Genomic DNA, 20,495 nt, shown 5'->3' with positions numbered 1-20,495 from the left:
CACCCATGGCAACGCTTGAAATCCGCGACCTGCACGTTTCCGTCGAGGCCGACAACTCCACCAAGGAGATCCTCAAGGGCGTCGACCTGACCGTGAAGCAGGGCGAGACCCACGCCATCATGGGCCCCAACGGCTCCGGCAAGTCCACCCTCGCGTACTCCATCGCCGGTCACCCCAAGTACACGATCACCAGCGGCACCGTCACCCTCGACGGCGAGGACGTCCTGGAGATGTCCGTCGACGAGCGCGCCCGCGCCGGCATGTTCCTCGCCATGCAGTACCCGGTCGAGGTCCCCGGCGTCTCGGTCTCCAACTTCCTGCGTACGTCGGCGACGGCGATCCGCGGCGAGGCCCCCAAGCTGCGCACCTGGGTGAAGGAGGTCAAGTCCGCCATGGAGCAGCTCCAGATGGACCCGGCCTTCGCCGAGCGCAACGTCAACGAGGGCTTCTCCGGCGGTGAGAAGAAGCGCCACGAGATCCTCCAGCTGGAGCTCCTCAAGCCGAAGATCGCGATCCTCGACGAGACCGACTCGGGCCTCGACGTCGACGCCCTGCGCCAGGTCTCCGAGGGCGTCAACCGCGTCCACGCGACCGGCGAGGTCGGCACGCTGCTGATCACGCACTACACGCGCATCCTGCGCTACATCAAGCCGGACTTCGTCCACGTCTTCGCCAAGGGCAGGATCGTGGCGTCCGGCGGCCCGGAGCTCGCCGACAAGCTCGAGGCCGAGGGCTACGAGGAGTACACGAAGGGTGGCGTAAGCGCGTGACACAGCTGCCGGGCCTTCTCGACACCGAGGCGATCCGCAAGGACTTCCCCATCCTGGATCGCACGATCCACGACGGCAAGAAGATCGTCTACCTGGACAACGCGGCGACTTCCCAGAAGCCGCGCCAGGTCCTCGACGCGGTGAACGCGTACTACGAGCAGAGCAACGCCAACGTCCACCGCGGCGTTCACGTGCTCGCCGAGGAGGCCACGGCGCTGTACGAGGGCGCCCGCGACAAGGTCGCCGCCTTCATCAACGCGCCGAGCCGCGACGAGGTCATCTTCACGAAGAACGCCTCCGAGTCGCTCAACCTCGTGGCGAACATGCTGGGCTGGGCCGATGAGCCCTACCGCGTGGACGCCGAGACCGAGATCGTCATCACGGAGATGGAGCACCACTCCAACATCGTGCCGTGGCAGCTGCTCTCGCAGCGCACGGGCGCGAAGCTGAAGTGGTTCGGCATCACCGACGACGGCCGTCTCGACCTGTCCGACATCGACGAGGTCATCACGGAGAAGACGAAGATCGTCTCCTTCACGCTGGTCTCGAACATCATGGGCACGATCAACCCGGTCGACGCGATCATCCGCCGGGCGCAGGAGGTCGGCGCGCTGGTGTGCATCGACGCCTCCCAGGCGGCGCCGCACATGGTGCTCGACGTACAGGCGCTCCAGGCCGACTTCGTGGCCTTCACCGGACACAAGATGGTCGGCCCGACCGGCATCGGCGTGCTCTGGGGACGCCATGAGCTGCTGGAGGACCTGCCGCCGTTCCTCGGTGGCGGCGAGATGATCGAGACCGTGTCGATGAGTTCGTCGACGTACGCTCCCGCTCCGCACAAGTTCGAGGCGGGCACGCCCCCGATCGCCCAGGCCGTCGGCCTCGGCGCGGCCGTGGACTACCTCACCGCGATCGGCATGGACAAGATCGCCGCGCACGAGCACGCGATCACCGAGTACGCCGTCAAGCGTCTCTCGGAGGTCGAGGGGCTGCGGATCATCGGCCCGACGACGGCCGAGGACCGCGGCGCGACCATCTCGTTCACGCTCGGCGACATCCACCCGCACGACGTGGGCCAGGTCCTCGACGAGCTGGGCATCGCGGTCCGGGTCGGACACCACTGCGCGCGGCCCGTCTGCCTGCGGTACGGAATTCCCGCGACCACGCGAGCGTCGTTCTATCTGTACTCCACGCCGGCCGAGGTCGACGCCCTGGTCGAGGGTTTGGAGCACGTCCGGAACTTCTTCGGTTAAGGGCTGGGGATCGTGAAGCTTGATTCGATGTACCAGGAAGTCATCCTGGACCACTACAAGCACCCGCACGGGCGGGGCCTTCGGGACGGCGACGCCGAGGTGCACCACGTCAACCCGACGTGCGGCGACGAGATCACGCTTCGCGTGAGGTACGACGGCGAGACCGTCGCGGACGTCTCGTACGAGGGCCAGGGCTGCTCCATCAGCCAGGCCAGCGCCTCCGTGCTGAACGATCTGCTGGTCGGCAAGGAGCTGACCGAGGCGCAGCGGATCCAGGCGACCTTCCTGGAGCTGATGCAGTCCAAGGGCCAGATCGAGCCCGACGACGCGATGGAGGAGGTGCTGGAGGACGCGGTCGCGTTCGCCGGTGTCTCGAAGTACCCGGCTCGCGTGAAGTGCGCTCTGCTGAGCTGGATGGCATGGAAGGACGCGACGTCCCAGGCACTGGGCGACGGCGCCGAGAGGAAGACCGCATGAGCGAGAACGCTGCGACCCCCGCCGAGGGCGTCACGACCAAGCCGGCCTCCGAGGAGGAGGTCCGCGAGGCCCTGTACGACGTGGTCGACCCCGAGCTGGGCATCGACGTCGTCAACCTGGGCCTGATCTACGGCATCCACATCGACGACTCGAACATCGCCACCCTCGACATGACGCTGACGTCCGCGGCCTGCCCGCTGACCGACGTCATCGAGGACCAGGCGAAGTCGGCGACCGAGGGCATCGTCAACGAGCTGAAGATCAACTGGGTCTGGATGCCGCCGTGGGGCCCGGACAAGATCACGGACGACGGTCGCGAGCAGCTGCGCGCGCTGGGCTTCAACGTCTGAGACACCCCTGCGGCGTACGAGGCGTACGCCGAGCACGGCATACGAGAGGCCCCCGGCAGCGCGCCGGGGGCCTTTCGCGTGCCGCGTGGTCAGTGCGGGGCCGCCGCCGCCTCGGCGAGGGCCGGGGCCAGGTTCTCCCTGCGGATGCGCTGGTCGACGTAGAGCAGGCCGGTCACCACCTGCGGGTAGGTGGTGGCGATGATCTGGCTGATGATGCTGCCGAGCATGATGAACACCATGTAGCCGGCCATCGCGGTGAGGGTCTCGCCGACGCTCGGGTCCGCGCCCGCCCCGGCCATGCCGGGCATGCTCGTCATCATGCCGATGATCGTGAGCGGGAACTGCACGATGTAGCCCGCGACCATGGCCATGAGCCACGCCAGCATGCTGACGCCGAAGATCCGCCACCAGGAGCCCTTCACCAGCCGGGCCGAGCGGCGCAGCGCGGCGACGGGCCGCTGGGACTCGAAGACGACGGCGGCCGGGGCCAGGCTGAACGTCACCCACACCCAGACGGCCACGGGGACGCAGGCCAGCATCAGGACGAAGCCGAGGGCGGCCCAGGCCCCGGGGACGTCGTCCGAGGTGAACGACACGATCATCAGGATGTAGCTGGCCAGGAAGACGCCCATGACGAACGCCGCGACGAGCCACGGCAGCAGCATCGCCCCGATCACGGCGGGCACCCGGCTCCAGGCGCGCCGCCACACCGCGCCGAGGGTCGTACGGCGGCCGAGCACCGCGTCCTGGAGGACGGCGGGGCACGCGGCCATGATCGCCGCGTTGGCGACCACCATCGCAAGCATGCCGACGAGGCACACGAGGGCGAACGCGACGATCAGGGGCACCGCGACGTCGGTGCCGAACGAGTCGTCGTACTCGTCGACGTCGACCACCTTGCGCAGGGTGTCGCTCGTCGCGGAGTACGCCACCAGCACGGCCGCGAGCGTCACCAGGAGCGCGCCGCCGTACATCAGCGCGGCTATGCCGAACAGTTGCTTCCAGTAACGGCCCAGCGTGCTCATGGAGCCGCCGACGAGGTCCCCGAGCGAGAGCGGCGCCAGCGGTATCACCCCCGGCTTCGGCGGGGGAGGGGGCGGCATCCAGCCGCCGCCCCAGCCGGGCGGCGGGGGATACGGGGGTCCTGCGTGGGGTCCGCCGCCGTGGGGGCCGTTCCAGCCCGAATCGTGCGCCACTTTCACTCCGTTGGGTTCCAGGCCCTGACCGGGCGCTACACCGTATCGGGTGGCCGTCGCCGGGCGGAACGGAGTTGTTGCGCGGGGACGCCCGACCCGGCAACCGGGCGTCGACGCGTACAGCCGTACACAGGGATGCGTACAGCCGTACACAGGGATGTGTACAGTCGTACGCATGCCCACGCCCTACGTACTGCTGGCCGCCGCCATCGCGGCGGAGGTGGCCGGCACGACGGCCATGAAGTACAGCGACGGCTTCACCAGGCTGTGGCCCTCGCTCGGCACGGCCGCCGGTTATCTCCTCGCCTTCACCCTGCTCGCCCACACGCTCAAGTCCATGTCGGTCGGGACCGCCTACGCGATCTGGGCAGGAGTCGGCACGGCGGCGGTGGCCGCCATCGGGATGGTTTTCCTCGGGGAGTCGGCGAACGCGGTCAAGCTGGCCGGGATCGGGCTGGTCATCGTCGGCGTCGTCCTGCTCAACCTCGGGGGCGCGCACTGATGGCCCGCCGTTACGATCCCGAGCGCAGGCAGCGCATCATCGACGCCGCGATACGCGTCGTGGCGGCGAGGGGCATCGCCGGGCTGAGCCACCGGTCCGCCGCCGCCGAGGCGGACGTGCCGCTCGGCTCGACGACGTACCACTTCGCGACGCTGGACGAGCTCATGGTCGCCGCGCTGCGTCAGGCCGGCGAGGGCTTCACCAAGGCGGTGAGCGCGCGCGGCGCGTTGGAGGATCCCCAGGCCGATCTGGCGGGCGAGCTCGCCCGGTTGCTGGGGGAGTGGCTGTCGGGCGACCCCGCCGGGGTGCAACTGGAGTACGAGCTCTACCTGGCCGCGCTGCGCAGGCCGGCCCTGCGTCCGGTCGCGGCCGAGTGGTGCGCGGGCCTGGCCGGCCGGCTCGCGGTGCGCACCGACCCGGTCACCGCGCGGGCGCTGGTCGCGCTGATGGACGGCATCTGCCTCCAGGTGCTGCTGACGGGGGCGCGGTACGACGAGGCGTACACGCGCGAGATGCTGGCGCGCCTCATCGGCTGACTGAACCACTCGCGCACCGAAGCGGGTTTCAGCGTCAGGGGGCGACGCCGGCCAGCGCCGACTCGACGCTCGCCGTGATGTCCGTGACGGGGTAGTGGACCTGGCGGATCGTACGGTCGCGCTCCACGACCAGCGTCAGCCGCTTCAGCCGGCTGACGCCCGCCGCGCGGAACGTCGGCAGCCGCAGGGCGGCCGCAAGCGTGAGGTCCGCGTCCGACAGCAGCGGGAAGTCCAGCCGCTCCGCGTCCGCGAACGCCCGCTGCTCGTCCGGCCGCTGCGCGGACACGCCGTGCACGGTCGCGCCGGCGGCGGCGAACTCGGCCGCCCGGTCGCGGTACGTACAGGATTCGAGCGTGCAGCCCCGCGCGCCGGGGATCCCGGCCCAGCCGGGAGGGTAGGACTCGGGTCGGGCGTACGCGCCGGGGAAGCAGTACAGGACGGTGTACGGCGTGTCCGCGACGGGGTCGCGCGGCTCGCCGTCCAGGTCGGTGAGCCACAGCGGCGGCAGCAGCGTGCCGACGAGCCGGTGCACGCGCTCGGCCTCCCGCGACGTGGGCTCCGCCGTCGCCGTCGTCTCTCCGTCGCCGAGCAGCCAGGCGTCGCCCCAGTCCTGGAGGGCGATGAGTACGGGCAGGAGCGCGCGTCCGCGCCGGGTCAGGCGGTACTCGTACCGCACGGGCCGCTCCTGGTACGGCTCGCGGGTCAGTACGTCCGCGTCCACCAGCAGCCGCAGCCGCTCGGCGAGCACCTTGCGGGACATGCCGGTCTCCGCCTGGAGCGCGTCGAAGCGGTGCAGGCCGCGGGCCGCGTCGCGCACGATCAGCAGTGTCCACCAGTCGCCCACGACGTCCAGGGCCTGGGCGATGGCGCAGTCGGCGTCCTGGAGGCTGGTGCGTTGTGCCATGGCTCTCATGCTGGCATAGTCCGTTCCCAAAAGGAACTCACTCGGGACGCGCAGGGGGCGGGCAGGTTGGGGTCACTCAGGGATGTGCCGAGGGCCGTGTGGCACCTGGCCTTCGGCATCTTCTTCAACAGCGCCGTGGCCTTCACGTTCATCTACCTCTTCGTCTACCTGACGGACGAGCGCGGCCTGGCGGTCGCGCGGGCGGGCGTCCTCAGCGGCATCGGGGGCGTCGGCCTCGTCGCGGGGAACTTCACCGGCGGCTGGTTCGGCGACCGCTTCGGCCACCGGCGCACCCTGCTGACCGCCTCCGTGCTCGGCGGCGCCGGTCTCGTGGCGCTGCCCGCCCTGCCGGACACCGCGCTGTACGCCGCGCTGCCGCTCGCGCAGTACGCGCTGGGGGCGGTGCGCGCCACGAACTCCGCGCTCATCGCCGTCTCCGTACCCGACGGCTCGCGCCGCCAGGGTTTCGCCGTGATGCGGATGGCCGGGAACGCGGGGTTCACCGTGGGCGCGCCGCTCGGGGCACTGCTCGCCGCGGAGTTCTCGTACGCGGTGATCTTCGTCGCGGACGGCGTCGGCACGCTCCTGTTCGCCCTGTACGCCGCCGCGATCCTGCCCGCGCCGACCAGCGGGCGGCCGACGGCCGGAGGAACGTCTGCGCTGCCCCCGGCGCCGGGCGTCTGGCGGGAGCTGCGGGACCGTCCGCAGGTCCTCGTACTCCTGGTGTCGGTCTTCTTCGCGGACATCGTCTACCGGCAGCTGTTCTCCACCGTGCCGGTCTTCCTCGGCGACCACGGCACGGACACCCGCGCGTACGGCTGGCTGATCGCCGTCAACGGCGCGGTCATCCTCTGCCTGGAGATCCCGGCAACCGTCGCCCTGCGCCGGCGCGCGCCCCTGACCATCGTCGGCGCCGGTCTCGTCCTGGTCGGCCTGGGCTACGGCCTGCTGACGCTGGGGGCGGCCGTCGGCGTCACCGTGCTCATGATGCTGCTGCTCACGGCGGGCGAGATCCTCTACAAGACGCCGGCCACCGCCTTCGTGGCCGACCACGCGCCCGCGCACGCGCAGGGCCGTTTCCAGAGCCTGTACGCCGGTGTCTCGGTCAGCGGAGTCGTCCTCGCCCCACCTCTGGGCGGCGCCCTCTACGAGGCCGCCCCGGCCCTCCTCTGGCCCGTCAGCGCGACGCTGGCGCTGGCCGCGGGCGGCGCGGTGGTGGCGGCGGGGCGGTTGTCCGGCGGGGCGGGCGGGAAGCCCACGGGGCCGGCCGGCGTGGCCGGTGAGGCCGGTGGGGAGCCGGGCGGCGGGGCCGGTGGGGGGTTCGGGCGCCCGGCATCCGGGACCGGTTCGCCTCGACACGCCGGAGCCGGTTAGCGTTCGGGCATGACCGATACGACTGCTACTCGCACCACCGGCGCCGTCGCCGCCGGCCTCGCCACCATCGCCGCTGACGGCACCGTCCTCGACACCTGGTTCCCCGCCCCCGAGCTCGTCGCGGAGCCGGGCCCCGCCGGCACCGAGCGCCTCACCGCCGAGCGCGCCGCCGAGCTGCTCGGCGCCTCCGCGCCGAAGGCCCTCGGCGCCGACGCCCGGCGCGGCGTCGAGGTCGTCGCCGTCCGTACGGTCATCGCGTCGCTCGACGACAAGCCGCTGGACGCCCACGACGCGTACCTGCGCCTGCACCTGCTCTCGCACCGCCTGGTCCAGCCGCACGGCCAGAACCTGGACGGCGTCTTCGGCCTCCTCGCCAACGTCGCCTGGACCTCGCTCGGGCCGGTCGCGGTCGACCAGCTGGAGACGGTACGGCTCAACGCCCGCACCGAGGGTCTGCACCTCCAGGTGACCTCGGTCGACAAGTTCCCGCGCATGACGGACTACGTGGCGCCCAAGGGCGTCCGCATCGCCGACGCCGACCGCGTCCGCCTCGGCGCGCACCTCGCCGAGGGCACCACGGTGATGCACGAGGGGTTCGTGAACTTCAACGCCGGCACGCTCGGCACCTCCATGGTCGAGGGCCGCATCTCGGCCGGCGTCGTCGTGGGCGACGGCTCCGACATCGGCGGCGGCGCGTCCACCATGGGCACCCTGTCCGGCGGCGGCAACGTCCGCATCGTGATCGGCGAGCGCTGCCTGGTCGGCGCGGAGGCGGGCGTCGGCATCGCGCTCGGCGACGAGTGCGTCGTCGAGGCCGGCCTGTACGTCACGGCGGGCACCCGCGTCACGATGCCCGACGGCCAGATCGTCAAGGCCCGCGAGCTCTCCGGCGCCAGCAACATCCTCTTCCGCCGCAACTCCGTGACCGGCACGGTCGAGGCCCGCCCGAACAACGCGGTCTGGGGCGGCCTCAACGAGATCCTCCACAGCCACAACTGATCACCGGCGGCCGAGACCTGCGGCCGCCTGCTGGATCACCGCTCTGACCTGCTGCTGAGCCGTTGGCTAGCGCCCTTCCGGCCCTGCACCGGCCGGGAGGGCGCTCGCGCGCAGCCGCCGCACCGGACGGCCCGGATGCAGCGCCTTCCCGCGTGCGTACGTGCCTGCACGTGCGGGCACGTACGCACGCCGGTCAGCGTTCGAGATTCACCGTCACGCCGCCGCTGAACATGGAATCGTGCAGCTCGATCTTCACGGGCTCGACGTTCTTCGGGACGTCGAAGACGACGATTCCCTCGACCTTGTTGCCCGGGTTGATCTCGTTGAGGAACGACTCGCTCTCCTCCAGGTAGAGGGCTGCCCCGGTGTCCGCGCTGAACTCGCGGTCCTTCGCGTCGAACAGTTTCTGCGCACTGCCGTCGAAGAGCTGCGCCTCGTCGCCGATGTTCTCGACGGTCATGCACACGAGGATGAACTGGCCCTGCGGCTTGTCACCGATCTCGTCGCCGATCTCGTCGACCCCCGGGACGACCTTGTCGACGGTGAACTCGAACTTCCCGTCCCGGACGGGGTCGCCGATGCCCGGCTCGTCCCCCTTGTCGGCGGGCGGTTTCTCCGTGTTCTCGCACTGGGTGGTCTGGGCAGGAACCTGAGCTGTGGCGGCCCCCGCTTCCCCGCCGGTGCTCGTGAGGGCGGTCATGGTGACGAGTGCGATGATCGCGACCAGAGCCGTGAGGAACGCGGGGAGCCCGGCCCGGTGAGGGGGAAGTGTCGCGGCGGCCATGGGATCCTCCTGGAGGTTCGATCCCCCGATGCGCTGCGCAGCCGTGGAAGCCGGCCCACACCTCCATCATTCGCTCGATCGCCCACCGGTGCCACGTGGCGCGGAAGAAGCGCCGTTGGCCTCACCACCCCCCCAGCTCCCGACGAGCCCTCACTGCTCCTCGTGTTCCCGCACTGCTCGTCACGTTCCATGACTCTTCACGGGAGGGCCGCTTCGGGCGGGGTCCGGGTTTCGTCCCGTTCCGCCGTGAGGGCTCTGGCGGCCGCGTCCGGGTCGGCGGCGGTGATGGCGTCGATCAGGGCGGTGGGGCCTTCGTCGGCGGAGAGGTCTGGTGGGGTGGCCGGGGCCTGGCGCAGGGCTGGTGCGAGCTGTGCGAAGAGGTCGGTGAGCACGGGGTTGTGCGCGGCGGCGACCACGGCCGTACGCAGGGCGAGGTCGGCTTCGACGAATGCCGCCCCGTCACCCCGGGCCGCCGCCCGCCGCGTTTCCAGAGCGGCGCGGAGCGCGGCGAGGTCCGCGTCGGTTCGGCGTACGGCCGCCAGGCGGGCGGCCTGGGCCTCCAGCAGTGTCCTGACCTCGCACACGTCGGCGGCCGCCGCCCGGCGCAGGCGCGTGGGCCAGTCCTCCACCGGCCGGCTGGCGATGACGAAGACGCCCGCGCCCTGCCGGGGCTGCACCAGGCCCGCCCCCGCCAGGGCGCGCAGCGCCTCGCGGACCGTGGAGCGCCCCACGCCAAGGGTCTTGGCGAGCGTGGTCTCGCCGGGCAGCCGCGTGCCGACCGGCCAGTGGCCGCACGAGATCTGCTCACGCAGGTTCGCGGCTGCCTGCTCGACCAGGGGGCTGGGGCGAGGAGCGCCGAGCGTCATGGCTCTCACCTCTCGGGTTTCCGGGTGTTTCCGGTGGTTTCCGGGGATCTCCGGCTACTTCCGGCGGATCTGATGGGATCCGTGTGCCGCTATGTTGCCGCGTCGCCCGCCCCTGCGCGCCGTACTCGCCGCCGCGAAATCGCACTCACACGGATGACGTCGCGTGTCCTTGGGGCCGTTCGGGTGGATAAGCAGGACGGACAATCGGGTCGGCACATCGCACGACGCATCAGGCGAGGGAGCGGCATGACGGCGCAACAGGCACGGACACTGGCCCGACGGATCACCGGATGCGGTGCACTGCTGATCGCCGTGGGGCTCCCCGCGGGGGCGGCGTACGCCGACGAGACGCACACCAACTCGCACAACGCGCCCCGCGTCATGCTCATCTCGACCGGTCAGATCGACGATCCGCTGGAGGACGTCCTGGAGCACACGGCGATCCTCAGCCGGATCGGTGTATCGGGTTGAGGGTTGAGGGTTGAGCGTTATGCGCTGAGGATCGCCGTCGGCGCGGGGAGCGGGATGCCCTGATGGGACGGATCCGATCTGCCGGATCAGCCCAGCGCCTCGTGCGCCCGCAGCAGCCCGTCGACCGTCGTACGGTCGGCGGGCCGCAGCGGTTCGCGGACCGGGCCCGACGGCAGCCCGAGGGCGCCGAGAAGTCCCTTCGCGGTGACCGTGCCCGGCAGGCCCGACGCCATCATCAGCGTGATCAGGGGCAGCGCCCGCCGGTGCGCGAGCGCCGCGCCCCGCGTGTCACCGGCGTCGTACGCGTCGAGGACGGCCCGCATCGCGCGGGGCGCACAGTTGGCGACCGTACTGACACAGCCGGCGCCGCCCACCGCGTAGAGGGGCAGGTTCAGCTCCTCGCAGCCCGAGTAGTAGGCCAGTTCCGTCCGGGACATGACGGTGGCGCTGCCCAGCAGGTCGTACGCGCAGTCCTTGACGGCGGTGATCCGCGGGTGGGCGGCGAGGCGCAGCATGGTCTCCACCTCGATGCGGGTGCCGGTGCGACCGGGGATGTCGTACAGCATCAGCGGCACGCCGACCGCGTCCGCGACCCGCAGGAAGTGCGCCTCCACCGCCTCCTGCGGCGGCCGGCTGTAGTACGGGGTGACCACCAACAGGCCGTTCGCGCCCGCCCGTTCGGCCTCCCGCGCCAGCTCAACCGTATGCCGGGTGTCGGCACTGCCGACGCCGGCCAGGACCGACGCCCGGTCGCCCACCGCCTCGCGTACGGCCCGTACGAGCGCGCTCTTCTCGGCGTCGGTGGTGGTCGGGGACTCGCCGGTGGTGCCGCTCAGCACCAGACCCTCGCATCCGCCCCCGGTCACCAGACGGTCGGCGAGCGACTGGGCGCCGTCGAGGTCGAGGCCGCCCTCGGGGGTGAAAGGAGTGATCATCGCGCAGAGAGCGCGGCCGAAGGGGCTGGGCGGGCGCTGCGGGCTGTGTGGAGTCGCGGTCATACGGGCAGTCTCGACCGCTGGGACGATGAAGGTCCACTTAGATCTGCTTGGCCGAACGGCAAGCATCGCTGAACAGTGGGGCGGTGCGGGATGTGGGGGCCCAGGAAGGCGACACGCACACGCCCACCACGCCCCACCGGCCACCTCCCCTGTCCCAGGCACGGGGCCGTCGAGGCGGGAGACTTGTCGCGACGATCGGGTGGGGGAGTGGAACGTGGGCATACGCGAAGCCGGTGGAACGGTGGCCTGGGTGGCCGTGGGGGTGCTGGCGCTGTCGGGGTGCGAATTCCTCGTACCCGATGGGGAGGGGGAACCGAGGACCGTACGGACGGCGAAGCCGCTTCCCTCGCCCAGCGCCACGGTTGCCCCTGTGCCGTCGGTGTCCGGGTCGCCCACGGACGTGGCCCGGGCGGCCGGCTGCTCGTCCGGCGGGCCCGAAGTGTCCATGGGGGAGGTGGAGGCGGCCCTCGGCCACCGGGCCGTGGGGCTCACTCTGACCAACTGCGGCAAGGATCCCCACCAGGTCTTCGGTTACCCGAGCGTCCAGGCTCTAAGGACCGACGGCGAAGTGCTCGACGTCTGGGTGAGGCGCGGCTCCTCGTACATGGGCAGGGACGAGGGGCCCGTCCCGGTGCTCCTCGCCCCCGGCGAGAGCGTGCGGTCGCTCCTCTCCTGGACCAGTAATCCCAAGACCGGTCGACTGCAGCAGGCTTCCGCCCTGGAGATCGCCCCGGCCGCCGGTGAGAAGGCGCGGAGGTTTCCGCTGGAGGGCAGCGATGTGCGCACGGTGGACGAACTGACCCTGACCGCCTGGCGTTCGGCTCCCCGCGACTGATTCCGGCGGACGTCGTGACCGGTTGGGGCGGCCGCAGAACGCACATCGCCGGTGGGTCCTGGTGTGGGGGTGGCCGCGGCTCGCGGGCTTGACCTCAACCATGCTTCGGGTTCGAGCATGGGGATCACGAGAGGGCGCCGCCGGTGCCCCGGTGAGGAGGATTCGCCATGTCCGTACGAGGAGCGCAGGTCGGCATCCGTCCCGTGGTGGGGCGTTCGGACGTCGGTGTGACGCTGGTGAGCACCTGGCGGGTCGGTACGCCTGAGCGGCAGCGTGCGGTCGTCGAGGCGGTCGGGCGGGCGTGGCGCGGCCGTCCGTGGCCGGGCGAGGGGTTGCTCTCGTACAGCCTGTACGTCGGCGAGGACGGTGACACTCTGCTGCACTACTCGCAGTGGCGGGGCATGGGCGACTACCGTGCGTTCGCCGCCGGTCCCCGGGACGAGCGCAACGCCGAGATCGACGCGGCCGTACCCGGGATCGAGCGGTTGAGCGTGCGTTCCTACGAGTTGTATCGCAGTACGCCGCTGACGCCGGGTGGCGGCGACCGCGAGCCCGGGTGCGTCGTGATCGTGGACGTCGAGTTCGACGGGGCCGACGCCGCCCGGCAGCGGGACTGGGTCGACACGGTCTTCGAGGCGCTCGCCACCGACCCCGGACTGCACCCCGGCGGGATCGCCGGTCACTTCCACGTCGGCACGGACGGGACGCGTGTGCTCAACTACGCCGAGTGGGAGAGCGCCGGGGCGCACATCGAGGCGCTGGGGGGCACGGGGGGAGTGGGCGCGGCGACGCCGCAGTGGCGCAGGGTCCACGGCTACCCGGGTGTGACGGGCGGTGGCGTGCGGCGGTACACGCCCGCGCTCAGTCTGAGCGCGGGCGTGTGACCGACTACGGGCGGAAGCGGAGGACCTGGGGGTCGTGGTCGCTGTTCTGCTCGGCGAACTCGGCGTTGATGTGCACGCTGTCGTAGCTGAACTTCTTGATCGACGGGCTGGTCAGGATCTGGTCGAGCACCTGGCTGTTGCCCTGGAAGACGTACGAGTAACGCTCCGACCTCGGCAGTGACTTGACCGCCGGGTAGAGCGCGCCGTCCGCCGTGAGGGCCTGCGTCGTGGCGGAGAACTCGAAGTCGTTGATGTCGCCGAGGACGAGGACGTCCGCGGAGCGCTGCGCCTTGAGGATGTCCTTGACGAACGCGTTGACGGACTGCGCCTGCTCCAGCCGCTTGACCTCCGACTTGCGCACCGGCGGCTGGTGGTGCGACGGGAGACCCTCGTCGCCGCCCTTCGACCCGAAGTGGTTCGCGATCACGAAGACCGTACGGCCGCGGAAGGTGAATTCGCCGGCGAGCGGCTTGCGGCTGTTCTCCCAGGCGGCGTTCGCCGGGTCGATCCGGCCGGGGGAGTGGGTCAGGGCCGCGCGGCCGTCCTCCTGGACGACACCGGTCGCGGTGGCGGCGTCGCCGGCCCCGCGGTCGGTGAAGGAGACGCGCTCGGGGTTGAAGAGGAAGACCTGGCGGATGTTGCCGCCGGGCTCGCCGCCGTCCTTATTGTTCGCCGGGTCGATCGTGCGCCAGGCGTACGCCGGGCCGCCGGCCGCGGTGATGGCGGCCGTGAACTTCTTCAGCGTCTCCTCGGCGGAGACCGTGCCGTCGTTCTTCGCGCCGTTGTCGTCCTGGATCTCCTCCAGGGCGAGGATGTCGGGCGAGGCAAGGTTGTCCACGACCGCCGCCGCCAGCGCGTCGAACTTGTCCTGCGGGTCGCCCGGGTCGAGGTTCTCGACGTTGTACGTCGCCACCGCGAGCTCGCCGCGGCGCTGCGGGCGGGTCGACTCGCGCTCCAGCCCCCGGTCGGTGACCGTGCCCAGCGTGCGGGCCGTCAGGGTGTAGCCGCCGAACTGGTTGAAGTCCAGCGGGCCTTCGGTCGTACCGGAGAGCACGTCGCCGACGTTCGCCTTCGGGAACGGCTTCTCGGAGATCGGCGCGAGCTGCTGGATCTGGAGCCGGCCGGTGTTCTGCGAGGTGTACGAGCCGTAGACCGCGCCGCCGCGGCGGTTGTCGTTCTCGTGCGGCTTCACCGTGACCCAGAGCTCGGAGTACGGGTCGGTCGCGCCGACCACGCGGGAGGAGCCGATGCGGATGTTGCTGCCCTCCAGCGACTCGTAGTAGTCGAGGGCGTACGAGCGCGGCCGCAACGGGAGCGCGTTGATGCTGCCGCCGGCCGCCGGGTCGCCCTCGGGGGCGTACTCCGCCGGCACGGACTTGGCCGAGACGGTGACCGGCGCGGGCAGCGGGTTGCCGGAGGACACCACGGTCACGACCGGCTTGGTGATCTGGGTGAGCGACTGGTTGCCGGAGGCCGTGCCGCCGGGGACGTACTCCCCGACCGTGCCGGACACCTTGACCGCGTCGCCGACGGCGACCGTCGGCGCGGAGCCGGTGAAGACGAAGACGCCCTCGCTGGTGGCCGCGTCGGCGTCGGCCTCGGGGTCCTGGAACCAGAACCCCTTCGAGCCGTACGCCCGGACACCGGTGACGATGCCGGACACGTCGGTGACCTGCTGCCCGACGAGCGGGGATATGCGCGTGGTGCCCTGGATGTCGTGGATCCGGATTTCCGCGGCGGAGGCGGCCGTTGCGGCCGGGGGAGCCGAGGCGGAGGCCGAGCCCGCCAGCAGTCCGCCGGCCAGTGCGGCGGCTGCGACGGCCGCGGCGGCGGCGGATCCGGGGAGGGAGGAACGGGAAGTCATCTCGTGGCTCCGAGTGCGATGGATGAGGGGTGGAGCAGTGTTCTACGCGCGTCAATCTCTTGTGTGCGACCGGGGGTTGTCAAGGGTCGCCGGGTGTACGGATTCTGACGGGTACATGAACCCGGTGGCATGGGGGCAAATACGTCTACGCTGGGGGCCGCCCGACCCGCATGCGTCAAGGAGAACCCCCAGATGTCCGGTGACCGCCCGACCCTGCCGCCGGTGCGGCTCCACTCCGACGCCGAGCTGGCGCGGGCGGCGCTCGCCTCGCCGCTGCTCGCGCGCGCCGCGAGCCTCGCCCGGTGGGCCGGACCCGCCACGCGGGTCGGAGCCGGCGGTGAACTGGCCGACGAGCAACTGCCGGAGGCCGCCGCACACCTCGGCCTCGCCGCCGACGCGGACGGTGCGGCGGAGGCCAGCGAGGCGTGGCGGCTGGCCGTCGACACGGGGCTCGTCGACGTGACGGACCCCACCGAGGACCCCGGGGGTGCGGAAGGCGCCGAGGACGGGGCGGAGGCGGGCGGCACCGTGACGGTCGGCGAGAACCTGGCGCTGCTCACCTCCGGCAGCCCCCAGGACGTACTCGCCATCTGGCTCGACGCCTTCGACGCCGTCTTCGCGGACGCCACGGCGCCCGTACTCGAGGACCTGGCCGACTTCATCGGCGGCGACGGGGAGATCGACTTCGAGGCGCTGGACTGGGACCCGGAGGCGGAGGCGGAGTTCCTGGAGGGCGTCCTCGGGAACCTGTACCTGCTGACCGTCTCCGAGGGGGCGGGCGAGGGCCCGGTGCCGCTGCCCGCGCTGGCCGCCTCGATGATCGTCCCGGACGACATGGGCGAGCCGACCGACGACGTGCTGGAGCAGGTGTCGGACGCGATGATGCGGCTCGACGACCAGTTCAGGGTCCTGGAGCCGATCGGTCTCGTCGCGTACCGGCCGGTGGACGAGGCACTGATGGCCGAGGAGGGCGCGGAGCCGGAGCCGCCGGCCGACGACGAGGACGTGACGCGGTACGGAATGGTGGGCCTGACCCCCCTCGGCCTGTACGGCGTCCGGGCCCGGCTGCTCGAAGCGGGCGTCGACGCGCCCGCGGTGGGCGATCTGGCGGACAAGGGCGCGGAGGTGCTGCTCGACGGCATCGCGTACTTCGCCGAGGCGTCCGCGGGCGCCGAGACGCAGCTGTGGCTCGCCAAGCGCGAACCGGCCGCCGCCGCACGGGAGTTGCTCGCCGCCGCGCGTGGCACGGACGCGGGCGCGCCGCTGCGCAGGCTGCGCAGCCAGCAGGCGCTGTCGCTGGTGGGGCCGGAGGCGGAGGAGGCGGTGCGGGAGGTGCTGGACGACGCGGAGCTGGGCGGCCTGGCCCGCGTCTGGCTCGCCGAGCACGGGGCCTCCGACGTGCCGCCGCCGCCCGAGTCGATGATCTTCTGGCTCGCGATCGACACCATCGCCGCGCAGCTCGACGCGGACGGCGAACCCGAGGAGCTCCAGGGGCTCGTGGCGGGCCTGACCGGGCGGCACAGCGGATTCTTCGACGCGGCCTGGCGGGTGGACCACCCCGCCACGGCGGACGTCCTGGAGGCGATGGGCCGCCTGCACCCGGACAAGAAGGCGGCGAAGGAAGCGCGCAAGGCGGCGTTCAAGGCACGGTCCCGCAAGGGGAGTTGAGGGGACACGGGGGCGAACGGCGGTTGCCGCTGCGCACCGTGGCCGCGCCCTCGACGGCCGGCCGGTCGCGGATGGGTGCGACGGGGAGTGGTGCCGCGCGTCCGGTGCCTCGGCTGGTGTCATGAAGGGTGTCCGGTGGCGTGGGAGGCCCTGTTTCGCGGACGGTGGCCGGGGGCGACTCCTCGGCCGCGGCGCCCCCGGTCGCTTCTCCCTCAAGTCCGCAGGTGCGAGGCCCCGTTGAGGTCCAGCACCGCTCCCGAGGACCACTCGGCCTCCGGCGATGCCAGCCACACCACCGCGCTCGCGATCTCCTGCGCCGTCGCCACCCGTCCGAACGGGCTCTGCGCGCGGATCGCCTCGCCCTCCGCGCCGTTCAGCCGCTCCGCGACGCGCTCGGTGTCGAAGAACCCGGGGGCCACGGAGGCGACCCCGATGCCGTACGGAGCCAGGGACACCGCGAGGGACTGGCCGAGCGCGTGCACCGCCGCCTTCGTCGCTCCGTACGCCGGGTGGTCCGGCTCCCCGCGGAACGCGCCGCGTGAGCCGATGTTGACGATCCGGCCGGCCGTGCCCTGCTCGATCATGCGGCGGGCCGCCAGGTGGCTGAGGTGGGCCGTGGCCAGCAGGTTGACCTCCACATGGCGCTGCCACGCGGACACCCACGCGTCGTAGGGCGTCTCGGCGAGCGGGTGGCGCTCGTTGACGGCCGCGTTGTTCACCAGCACGTCGATGCCGCCGAGGCCGTCGGCCGCCAGGTCCGCGACGGCGGCGGCCCCCGCCGGGTCGGACAGGTCGCCGCCGACGAGCACATGGCCCGTACCGGCCAGCCCGTCCAGGGTCCGCTCGGCGTCCTCGCGCCGCGAGCCGTAGTGGACGGCGACGCGGTCGCCGCCCGCCGCGAAGGCGTGCGCGACGGCGCGGCCCAGACCGCGCGACGCGCCGCTGACGAGGACGCGACGCCCGGCGGACGGCAGGCGCGGGGGCGGCTGCGGCAGCGCGTGCGGGGGCAGGTGCATGACGGGTGGCCTCTCGTACGACGGGCACTGTTCAGCCCCCGTTTATACGCGCGCGCGAGCCTGACGCCGAAAACACGTGCCCCTCACGGGCCTCAGGAGGTACGCATGACGATCACCCGCAGGGACTTCGCCAGACACTCCGCCATCACGGGCGCCTCCGTGGCCCTCGTCGGCAGCGTCGGCGCGCTCGCCACCGCCCCCGGAGCCCTCGCCGCCGACGAACCGGCGGAGACCGGGGACGCCGGTGACCTGACGGGGAGCGGGCACGGCCTCGGCTACGGGCCGCTCGTACCCGACCCGAAGGGGATCCTGGCCCTCCCCGCGGGATTCTCCTACCGGATCGTCACGCACGCGGGAGTCACCCGGCTGGAGTCCGGTGAGTTCACCCCGTCCAAGCACGACGGAACCGGCGCCTTCGAGGGGCCGCGCGGGGTGACCCTGCTGGTGAACAACCACGAGCTCAAGGGCGCGCGGTCCAAGTGGAAGCACCCGGTGCCGCTCACCGAGGGCCTGGTGTACGACCCGGCGGCGGCCGGCGGCTGCACGGTCGTCGAGGTGCACCGCGGCGGCGAGGTCGCCGAATGGGTCGGCATCGCCGGCACGTCCACCAACTGCGCGGGCGGCACCACCACGTGGGGCACCTGGCTGACGTGCGAGGAGAACTCCGACCGGGCCGGCCAGAACGGCATGACCAAGGATCACGGCTACGTCTTCGAGGTCGACCCGCACGACCGCCGCGCCAATCTGGACCCGCAGCCGATCAAGGCCTTCGGACGCTTCGACCACGAGGCCGTCGTCATCGACCCGAAGCGCGGCCACGCCTACCTCACCGAGGACGACTCGGAGCCCAACGGACTGCTCTACCGCTGGGTCCCGCCGCACGGCTTCCGGCACGGCCGGGGCAAGCTGCGCGGGCTCGCGGACGACGCGGGCACCCTCCAGGCGCCCAAGTGCTTCGACTCGGGCGGGCGGTTCGTCGACGACCTGTCGCGCGCCACCCGCGTCGGCACGGTCTACGGCGTCGACTGGATCGACGTACCGGACCGGGACGGCCGTACGGTCCCGGTGCGCGAGCAGTTCGACGACGGGGACATCACGCGCGCCCGCAAGCTGGAGGGCATGTGGTGGGCCGACGGCGGCGCGTACATCGTCTCGTCGTACGCCCGTGACGAAAGCCCGGGCCAGCCGCACGACGGACAGGTGTGGTTCTACGACCCCCGGCGCCGCACCCTCACCCTCAAGGTGCTGCTCGGCACGGGCGGGCGGTTCGACGGGCCGGACAACATCACCGTCTCGCCCTACGGCGGGCTGGTCGTGGCGGAGGACGGCGAGGGCGGCCAGTACCTGTTCGGCGCCACGGAGAGCGGCCGTACGTACCCCATCGCGCGCAACGAGCTGAACGTCGGCACCGAGGCCGAGCCGGAGTACAGCGAGTTCGCCGGGGTCGTCTTCTCGCCGGACGGGAAGACGCTCTACGCCTGCGTCCAGGAACCGGGCGTCATGGTCGCGATCACCGGTCCGTGGCGGCGCCGCCGCCCTCACTGACGGCGAGGAGGCCGGCCAGGTCCTCCTGGTGCTCCCGGACGAGGCCGGCCACCAGCTCCTGCTCCCACCACGGCACGGGGGCGGCGCGCTCCGCGCACCAGGCGAGGGCCTCCGGCATGCTCGGCCGGTCGGCGGGGGCGGTGGCCAGGCAGGCCGCGAGGAAACCGGGCCATTCGGCGCCCGGCACGCCGACGAGGTCGGGGGTGTCGTGCAGGGTCCGCTCGGTGACCTGCTCGGCGCTGCCCGACCCGAACGGATTGCGTCCCGTACTGGACAGCGCGAGCAGCGCTCCCAGGGCGAACACGTCGGCGGGTGTGTCGGCCCGGCCGCCCGGCGTCAGCTCCTCCGGGGCGACGAAGCCGAGGAAGCCGGTGGCGGCCGGATCCAGCCCGGCGGAGCGGCCCGCGGTGCCGAAGTCGACGATCTTCGGGCCGCGGTCGGTGATCAGGACGTGCGCGGGCTTCAGGTCCAGCGGGGCGGGGCCCGCGCCGTGGATGGCCGACAGGGCCACGGCGATCGCGGAGCCGAACGTGCCGAGGTCCGCCGGCCCCATCGGTCCCGCCGTGGTGACGGCCTCCACCAGGGGCGGCCCCACGCAGAACTCGGCCGCGAGCCAGGGCTGCCGGTCCTCCGTGCCGGTGTCCACAACCGTCGCGGTGAACGGCCCGCGCACCCGCAGGGCGGCGGCCGCCTCCCGGCGGAAGCGCTCGCGGAACCGGGGGGTGGCGGTCAGCCGGTCGTGGACCGTTTTCAGGGCGACCAGGCGCCCGGCGGGGTCCCGTGCCAGGTGCACACGGCCGGTACCGCCCTCACCGATCAGCGAGACAATGCGGTACTCCGCGCGCTCGGCCATGCCGTGGTCCCTCCGGTCGTACGCGATCGTGATCGTGACCCAGTGTCCCGGATGTCAACTGCGACGCGTCCGGCGGCCGGGCGGTTGCGGTCGTGGGCGAACCATCCGGCTTCCGGCCCCGCATCCCGCGAATTCCCGTCGCCCGGCCACGGGGAATTCGGGGATTTTCGCCCTTGCTTTCCCGGTGGCGGCCCGAAAGGCATTCCCGGCGCCGGACCACACCTGTTGACCGTGCCCGGAGTGGCTTCCGGCCTGTGGCCGCCATGACGCTGAGCAGCGGTTCAGCCCGGCGACGCCCGTACGGACGCCCGCACGGACACCCGTCGGCACGCAATCGGCCGCCGTCATTT

The 20,495-nt window shown here is 72.1% G+C and carries 21 protein-coding genes; 13 read left to right on the top strand and 8 right to left on the bottom strand.

Translation table 11 applies throughout. The features are described from left to right. The first annotated feature begins 5 nt into the window (after positions 1-5). The 4 genes from sufC to ACWGH0_RS09755 are packed head-to-tail and all read left to right on the top strand — an operon-like array spanning position 6 to position 2,850. On the top strand, positions 6-770 hold the full coding sequence (gene sufC, locus ACWGH0_RS09770) for a Fe-S cluster assembly ATPase SufC (protein ID WP_453403629.1): 765 nt from the start codon (positions 6-8) through the stop codon (positions 768-770). Beyond that, complete coding sequence (locus tag ACWGH0_RS09765; RefSeq protein ID WP_453403628.1) at positions 767-2,023, top strand: cysteine desulfurase; 1,257 nt, start codon at positions 767-769, stop codon at positions 2,021-2,023. The genes sufC and ACWGH0_RS09765 overlap by 4 nt, the downstream gene beginning before the upstream one ends. 12 nt (positions 2,024-2,035) lie before the next feature. Then, positions 2,036-2,500, top strand: a complete 465-nt coding sequence (gene sufU, locus ACWGH0_RS09760) for a Fe-S cluster assembly sulfur transfer protein SufU (RefSeq protein ID WP_453403627.1) — start codon at positions 2,036-2,038, stop codon at positions 2,498-2,500. Continuing rightward, entirely contained in the window at positions 2,497-2,850 is a 354-nt protein-coding gene (locus ACWGH0_RS09755; protein ID WP_453403626.1) for a metal-sulfur cluster assembly factor, read from the top strand. Before sufU ends, ACWGH0_RS09755 begins: the two co-directional genes overlap by 4 nt. An 89-nt stretch (positions 2,851-2,939) precedes the next feature. On the opposite strand, the gene ACWGH0_RS09750 is transcribed toward ACWGH0_RS09755, so the two are convergent. Continuing rightward, positions 2,940-4,046 (bottom strand): DUF7847 domain-containing protein, encoded by a 1,107-nt coding sequence (locus ACWGH0_RS09750; RefSeq protein ID WP_453403625.1) that lies wholly within the window; start codon positions 4,044-4,046, stop codon positions 2,940-2,942. Between the two features lie 175 nt (positions 4,047-4,221). Here ACWGH0_RS09750 and ACWGH0_RS09745 point away from each other — a divergent pair, with 175 nt between their 5' ends. Then, the gene (locus ACWGH0_RS09745) at positions 4,222-4,548 is read left to right on the top strand and encodes a DMT family transporter (protein ID WP_453403624.1); all 327 of its coding nucleotides are present in this window, start codon (positions 4,222-4,224) and stop codon (positions 4,546-4,548) included. Then, a complete protein-coding gene (locus ACWGH0_RS09740) occupies positions 4,548-5,084 on the top strand; it encodes a TetR/AcrR family transcriptional regulator (RefSeq protein ID WP_453403623.1) in 537 nt (178 codons plus the stop codon). The genes ACWGH0_RS09745 and ACWGH0_RS09740 overlap by 1 nt, the downstream gene beginning before the upstream one ends. A gap of 34 nt (positions 5,085-5,118) precedes the next feature. Here ACWGH0_RS09740 and ACWGH0_RS09735 read toward each other — a convergent pair whose 3' ends face one another. Continuing rightward, on the bottom strand, positions 5,119-5,988 hold the full coding sequence (locus ACWGH0_RS09735) for a winged helix-turn-helix transcriptional regulator (RefSeq protein ID WP_453403622.1): 870 nt from the start codon (positions 5,986-5,988) through the stop codon (positions 5,119-5,121). Positions 5,989-6,054: 66 nt separating this feature from the next. Here ACWGH0_RS09735 and ACWGH0_RS09730 point away from each other — a divergent pair, with 66 nt between their 5' ends. Both ACWGH0_RS09730 and dapD read left to right on the top strand, forming a co-directional pair. Next, positions 6,055-7,362 (top strand): MFS transporter, encoded by a 1,308-nt coding sequence (locus ACWGH0_RS09730; RefSeq protein WP_453403621.1) that lies wholly within the window; start codon positions 6,055-6,057, stop codon positions 7,360-7,362. 9 nt (positions 7,363-7,371) lie between these two features. Beyond that, the gene (gene dapD / locus ACWGH0_RS09725; RefSeq protein WP_453403620.1) at positions 7,372-8,361 is read left to right on the top strand and encodes a 2,3,4,5-tetrahydropyridine-2,6-dicarboxylate N-succinyltransferase; all 990 of its coding nucleotides are present in this window, start codon (positions 7,372-7,374) and stop codon (positions 8,359-8,361) included. A 193-nt stretch (positions 8,362-8,554) separates the two neighbouring features. Here dapD and ACWGH0_RS09720 read toward each other — a convergent pair whose 3' ends face one another. After that, the gene (locus ACWGH0_RS09720) at positions 8,555-9,145 is read right to left on the bottom strand and encodes a DUF4352 domain-containing protein (protein WP_453403619.1); all 591 of its coding nucleotides are present in this window, start codon (positions 9,143-9,145) and stop codon (positions 8,555-8,557) included. A 197-nt stretch (positions 9,146-9,342) separates the two neighbouring features. Further along, a complete protein-coding gene (locus ACWGH0_RS09715) occupies positions 9,343-10,011 on the bottom strand; it encodes a FadR/GntR family transcriptional regulator (RefSeq protein WP_453403618.1) in 669 nt (222 codons plus the stop codon). A 246-nt stretch (positions 10,012-10,257) separates the two neighbouring features. Between ACWGH0_RS09715 and ACWGH0_RS09710 the strand changes: the two genes are divergently transcribed. Further along, complete coding sequence (locus ACWGH0_RS09710; protein ID WP_453403617.1) at positions 10,258-10,482, top strand: hypothetical protein; 225 nt, start codon at positions 10,258-10,260, stop codon at positions 10,480-10,482. Positions 10,483-10,568: 86 nt separating this feature from the next. Here ACWGH0_RS09710 and dapA read toward each other — a convergent pair whose 3' ends face one another. Beyond that, positions 10,569-11,480: a 4-hydroxy-tetrahydrodipicolinate synthase gene (dapA, locus tag ACWGH0_RS09705; protein ID WP_453403616.1), complete on the bottom strand. Its 912-nt coding sequence runs from the start codon at positions 11,478-11,480 to the stop codon at positions 10,569-10,571. A 214-nt stretch (positions 11,481-11,694) separates the two neighbouring features. Between dapA and ACWGH0_RS09700 the strand changes: the two genes are divergently transcribed. Both ACWGH0_RS09700 and ACWGH0_RS09695 read left to right on the top strand, forming a co-directional pair. Beyond that, on the top strand, positions 11,695-12,315 hold the full coding sequence (locus ACWGH0_RS09700; protein ID WP_453403615.1) for a DUF4232 domain-containing protein: 621 nt from the start codon (positions 11,695-11,697) through the stop codon (positions 12,313-12,315). Positions 12,316-12,482: 167 nt separating this feature from the next. Then, positions 12,483-13,199, top strand: coding sequence for an antibiotic biosynthesis monooxygenase (locus ACWGH0_RS09695; RefSeq protein WP_453403614.1), 717 nt, complete (start codon positions 12,483-12,485; stop codon positions 13,197-13,199). Between the two features lie 4 nt (positions 13,200-13,203). Here the strand turns inward: ACWGH0_RS09695 and ACWGH0_RS09690 are convergent, their stop codons facing one another. Then, entirely contained in the window at positions 13,204-15,063 is a 1,860-nt protein-coding gene (locus tag ACWGH0_RS09690) for an endonuclease/exonuclease/phosphatase family protein (RefSeq protein ID WP_453403613.1), read from the bottom strand. 192 nt (positions 15,064-15,255) lie between these two features. Here ACWGH0_RS09690 and ACWGH0_RS09685 point away from each other — a divergent pair, with 192 nt between their 5' ends. Beyond that, the gene (locus ACWGH0_RS09685; protein ID WP_453403612.1) at positions 15,256-16,731 is read left to right on the top strand and encodes a hypothetical protein; all 1,476 of its coding nucleotides are present in this window, start codon (positions 15,256-15,258) and stop codon (positions 16,729-16,731) included. A 212-nt stretch (positions 16,732-16,943) separates the two neighbouring features. Here ACWGH0_RS09685 and ACWGH0_RS09680 read toward each other — a convergent pair whose 3' ends face one another. Beyond that, complete coding sequence (locus tag ACWGH0_RS09680; RefSeq protein WP_453403611.1) at positions 16,944-17,747, bottom strand: SDR family NAD(P)-dependent oxidoreductase; 804 nt, start codon at positions 17,745-17,747, stop codon at positions 16,944-16,946. A 105-nt stretch (positions 17,748-17,852) separates the two neighbouring features. On the opposite strand from ACWGH0_RS09680, the gene ACWGH0_RS09675 reads away from it, so the two are divergent. Further along, entirely contained in the window at positions 17,853-19,292 is a 1,440-nt protein-coding gene (locus ACWGH0_RS09675) for an alkaline phosphatase PhoX (RefSeq protein ID WP_453403610.1), read from the top strand. Here the strand turns inward: ACWGH0_RS09675 and ACWGH0_RS09670 are convergent. After that, the gene (locus ACWGH0_RS09670; protein WP_453403609.1) at positions 19,258-20,145 is read right to left on the bottom strand and encodes a serine/threonine-protein kinase; all 888 of its coding nucleotides are present in this window, start codon (positions 20,143-20,145) and stop codon (positions 19,258-19,260) included. The genes ACWGH0_RS09675 and ACWGH0_RS09670 overlap by 35 nt on opposite strands. Between the last annotated feature and the right edge of the window lie 350 nt (positions 20,146-20,495).

The organism is Streptomyces sp. NPDC054887, from assembly GCF_053610585.1.
This window is presented reverse-complemented; position numbering and strand designations above follow the sequence as displayed.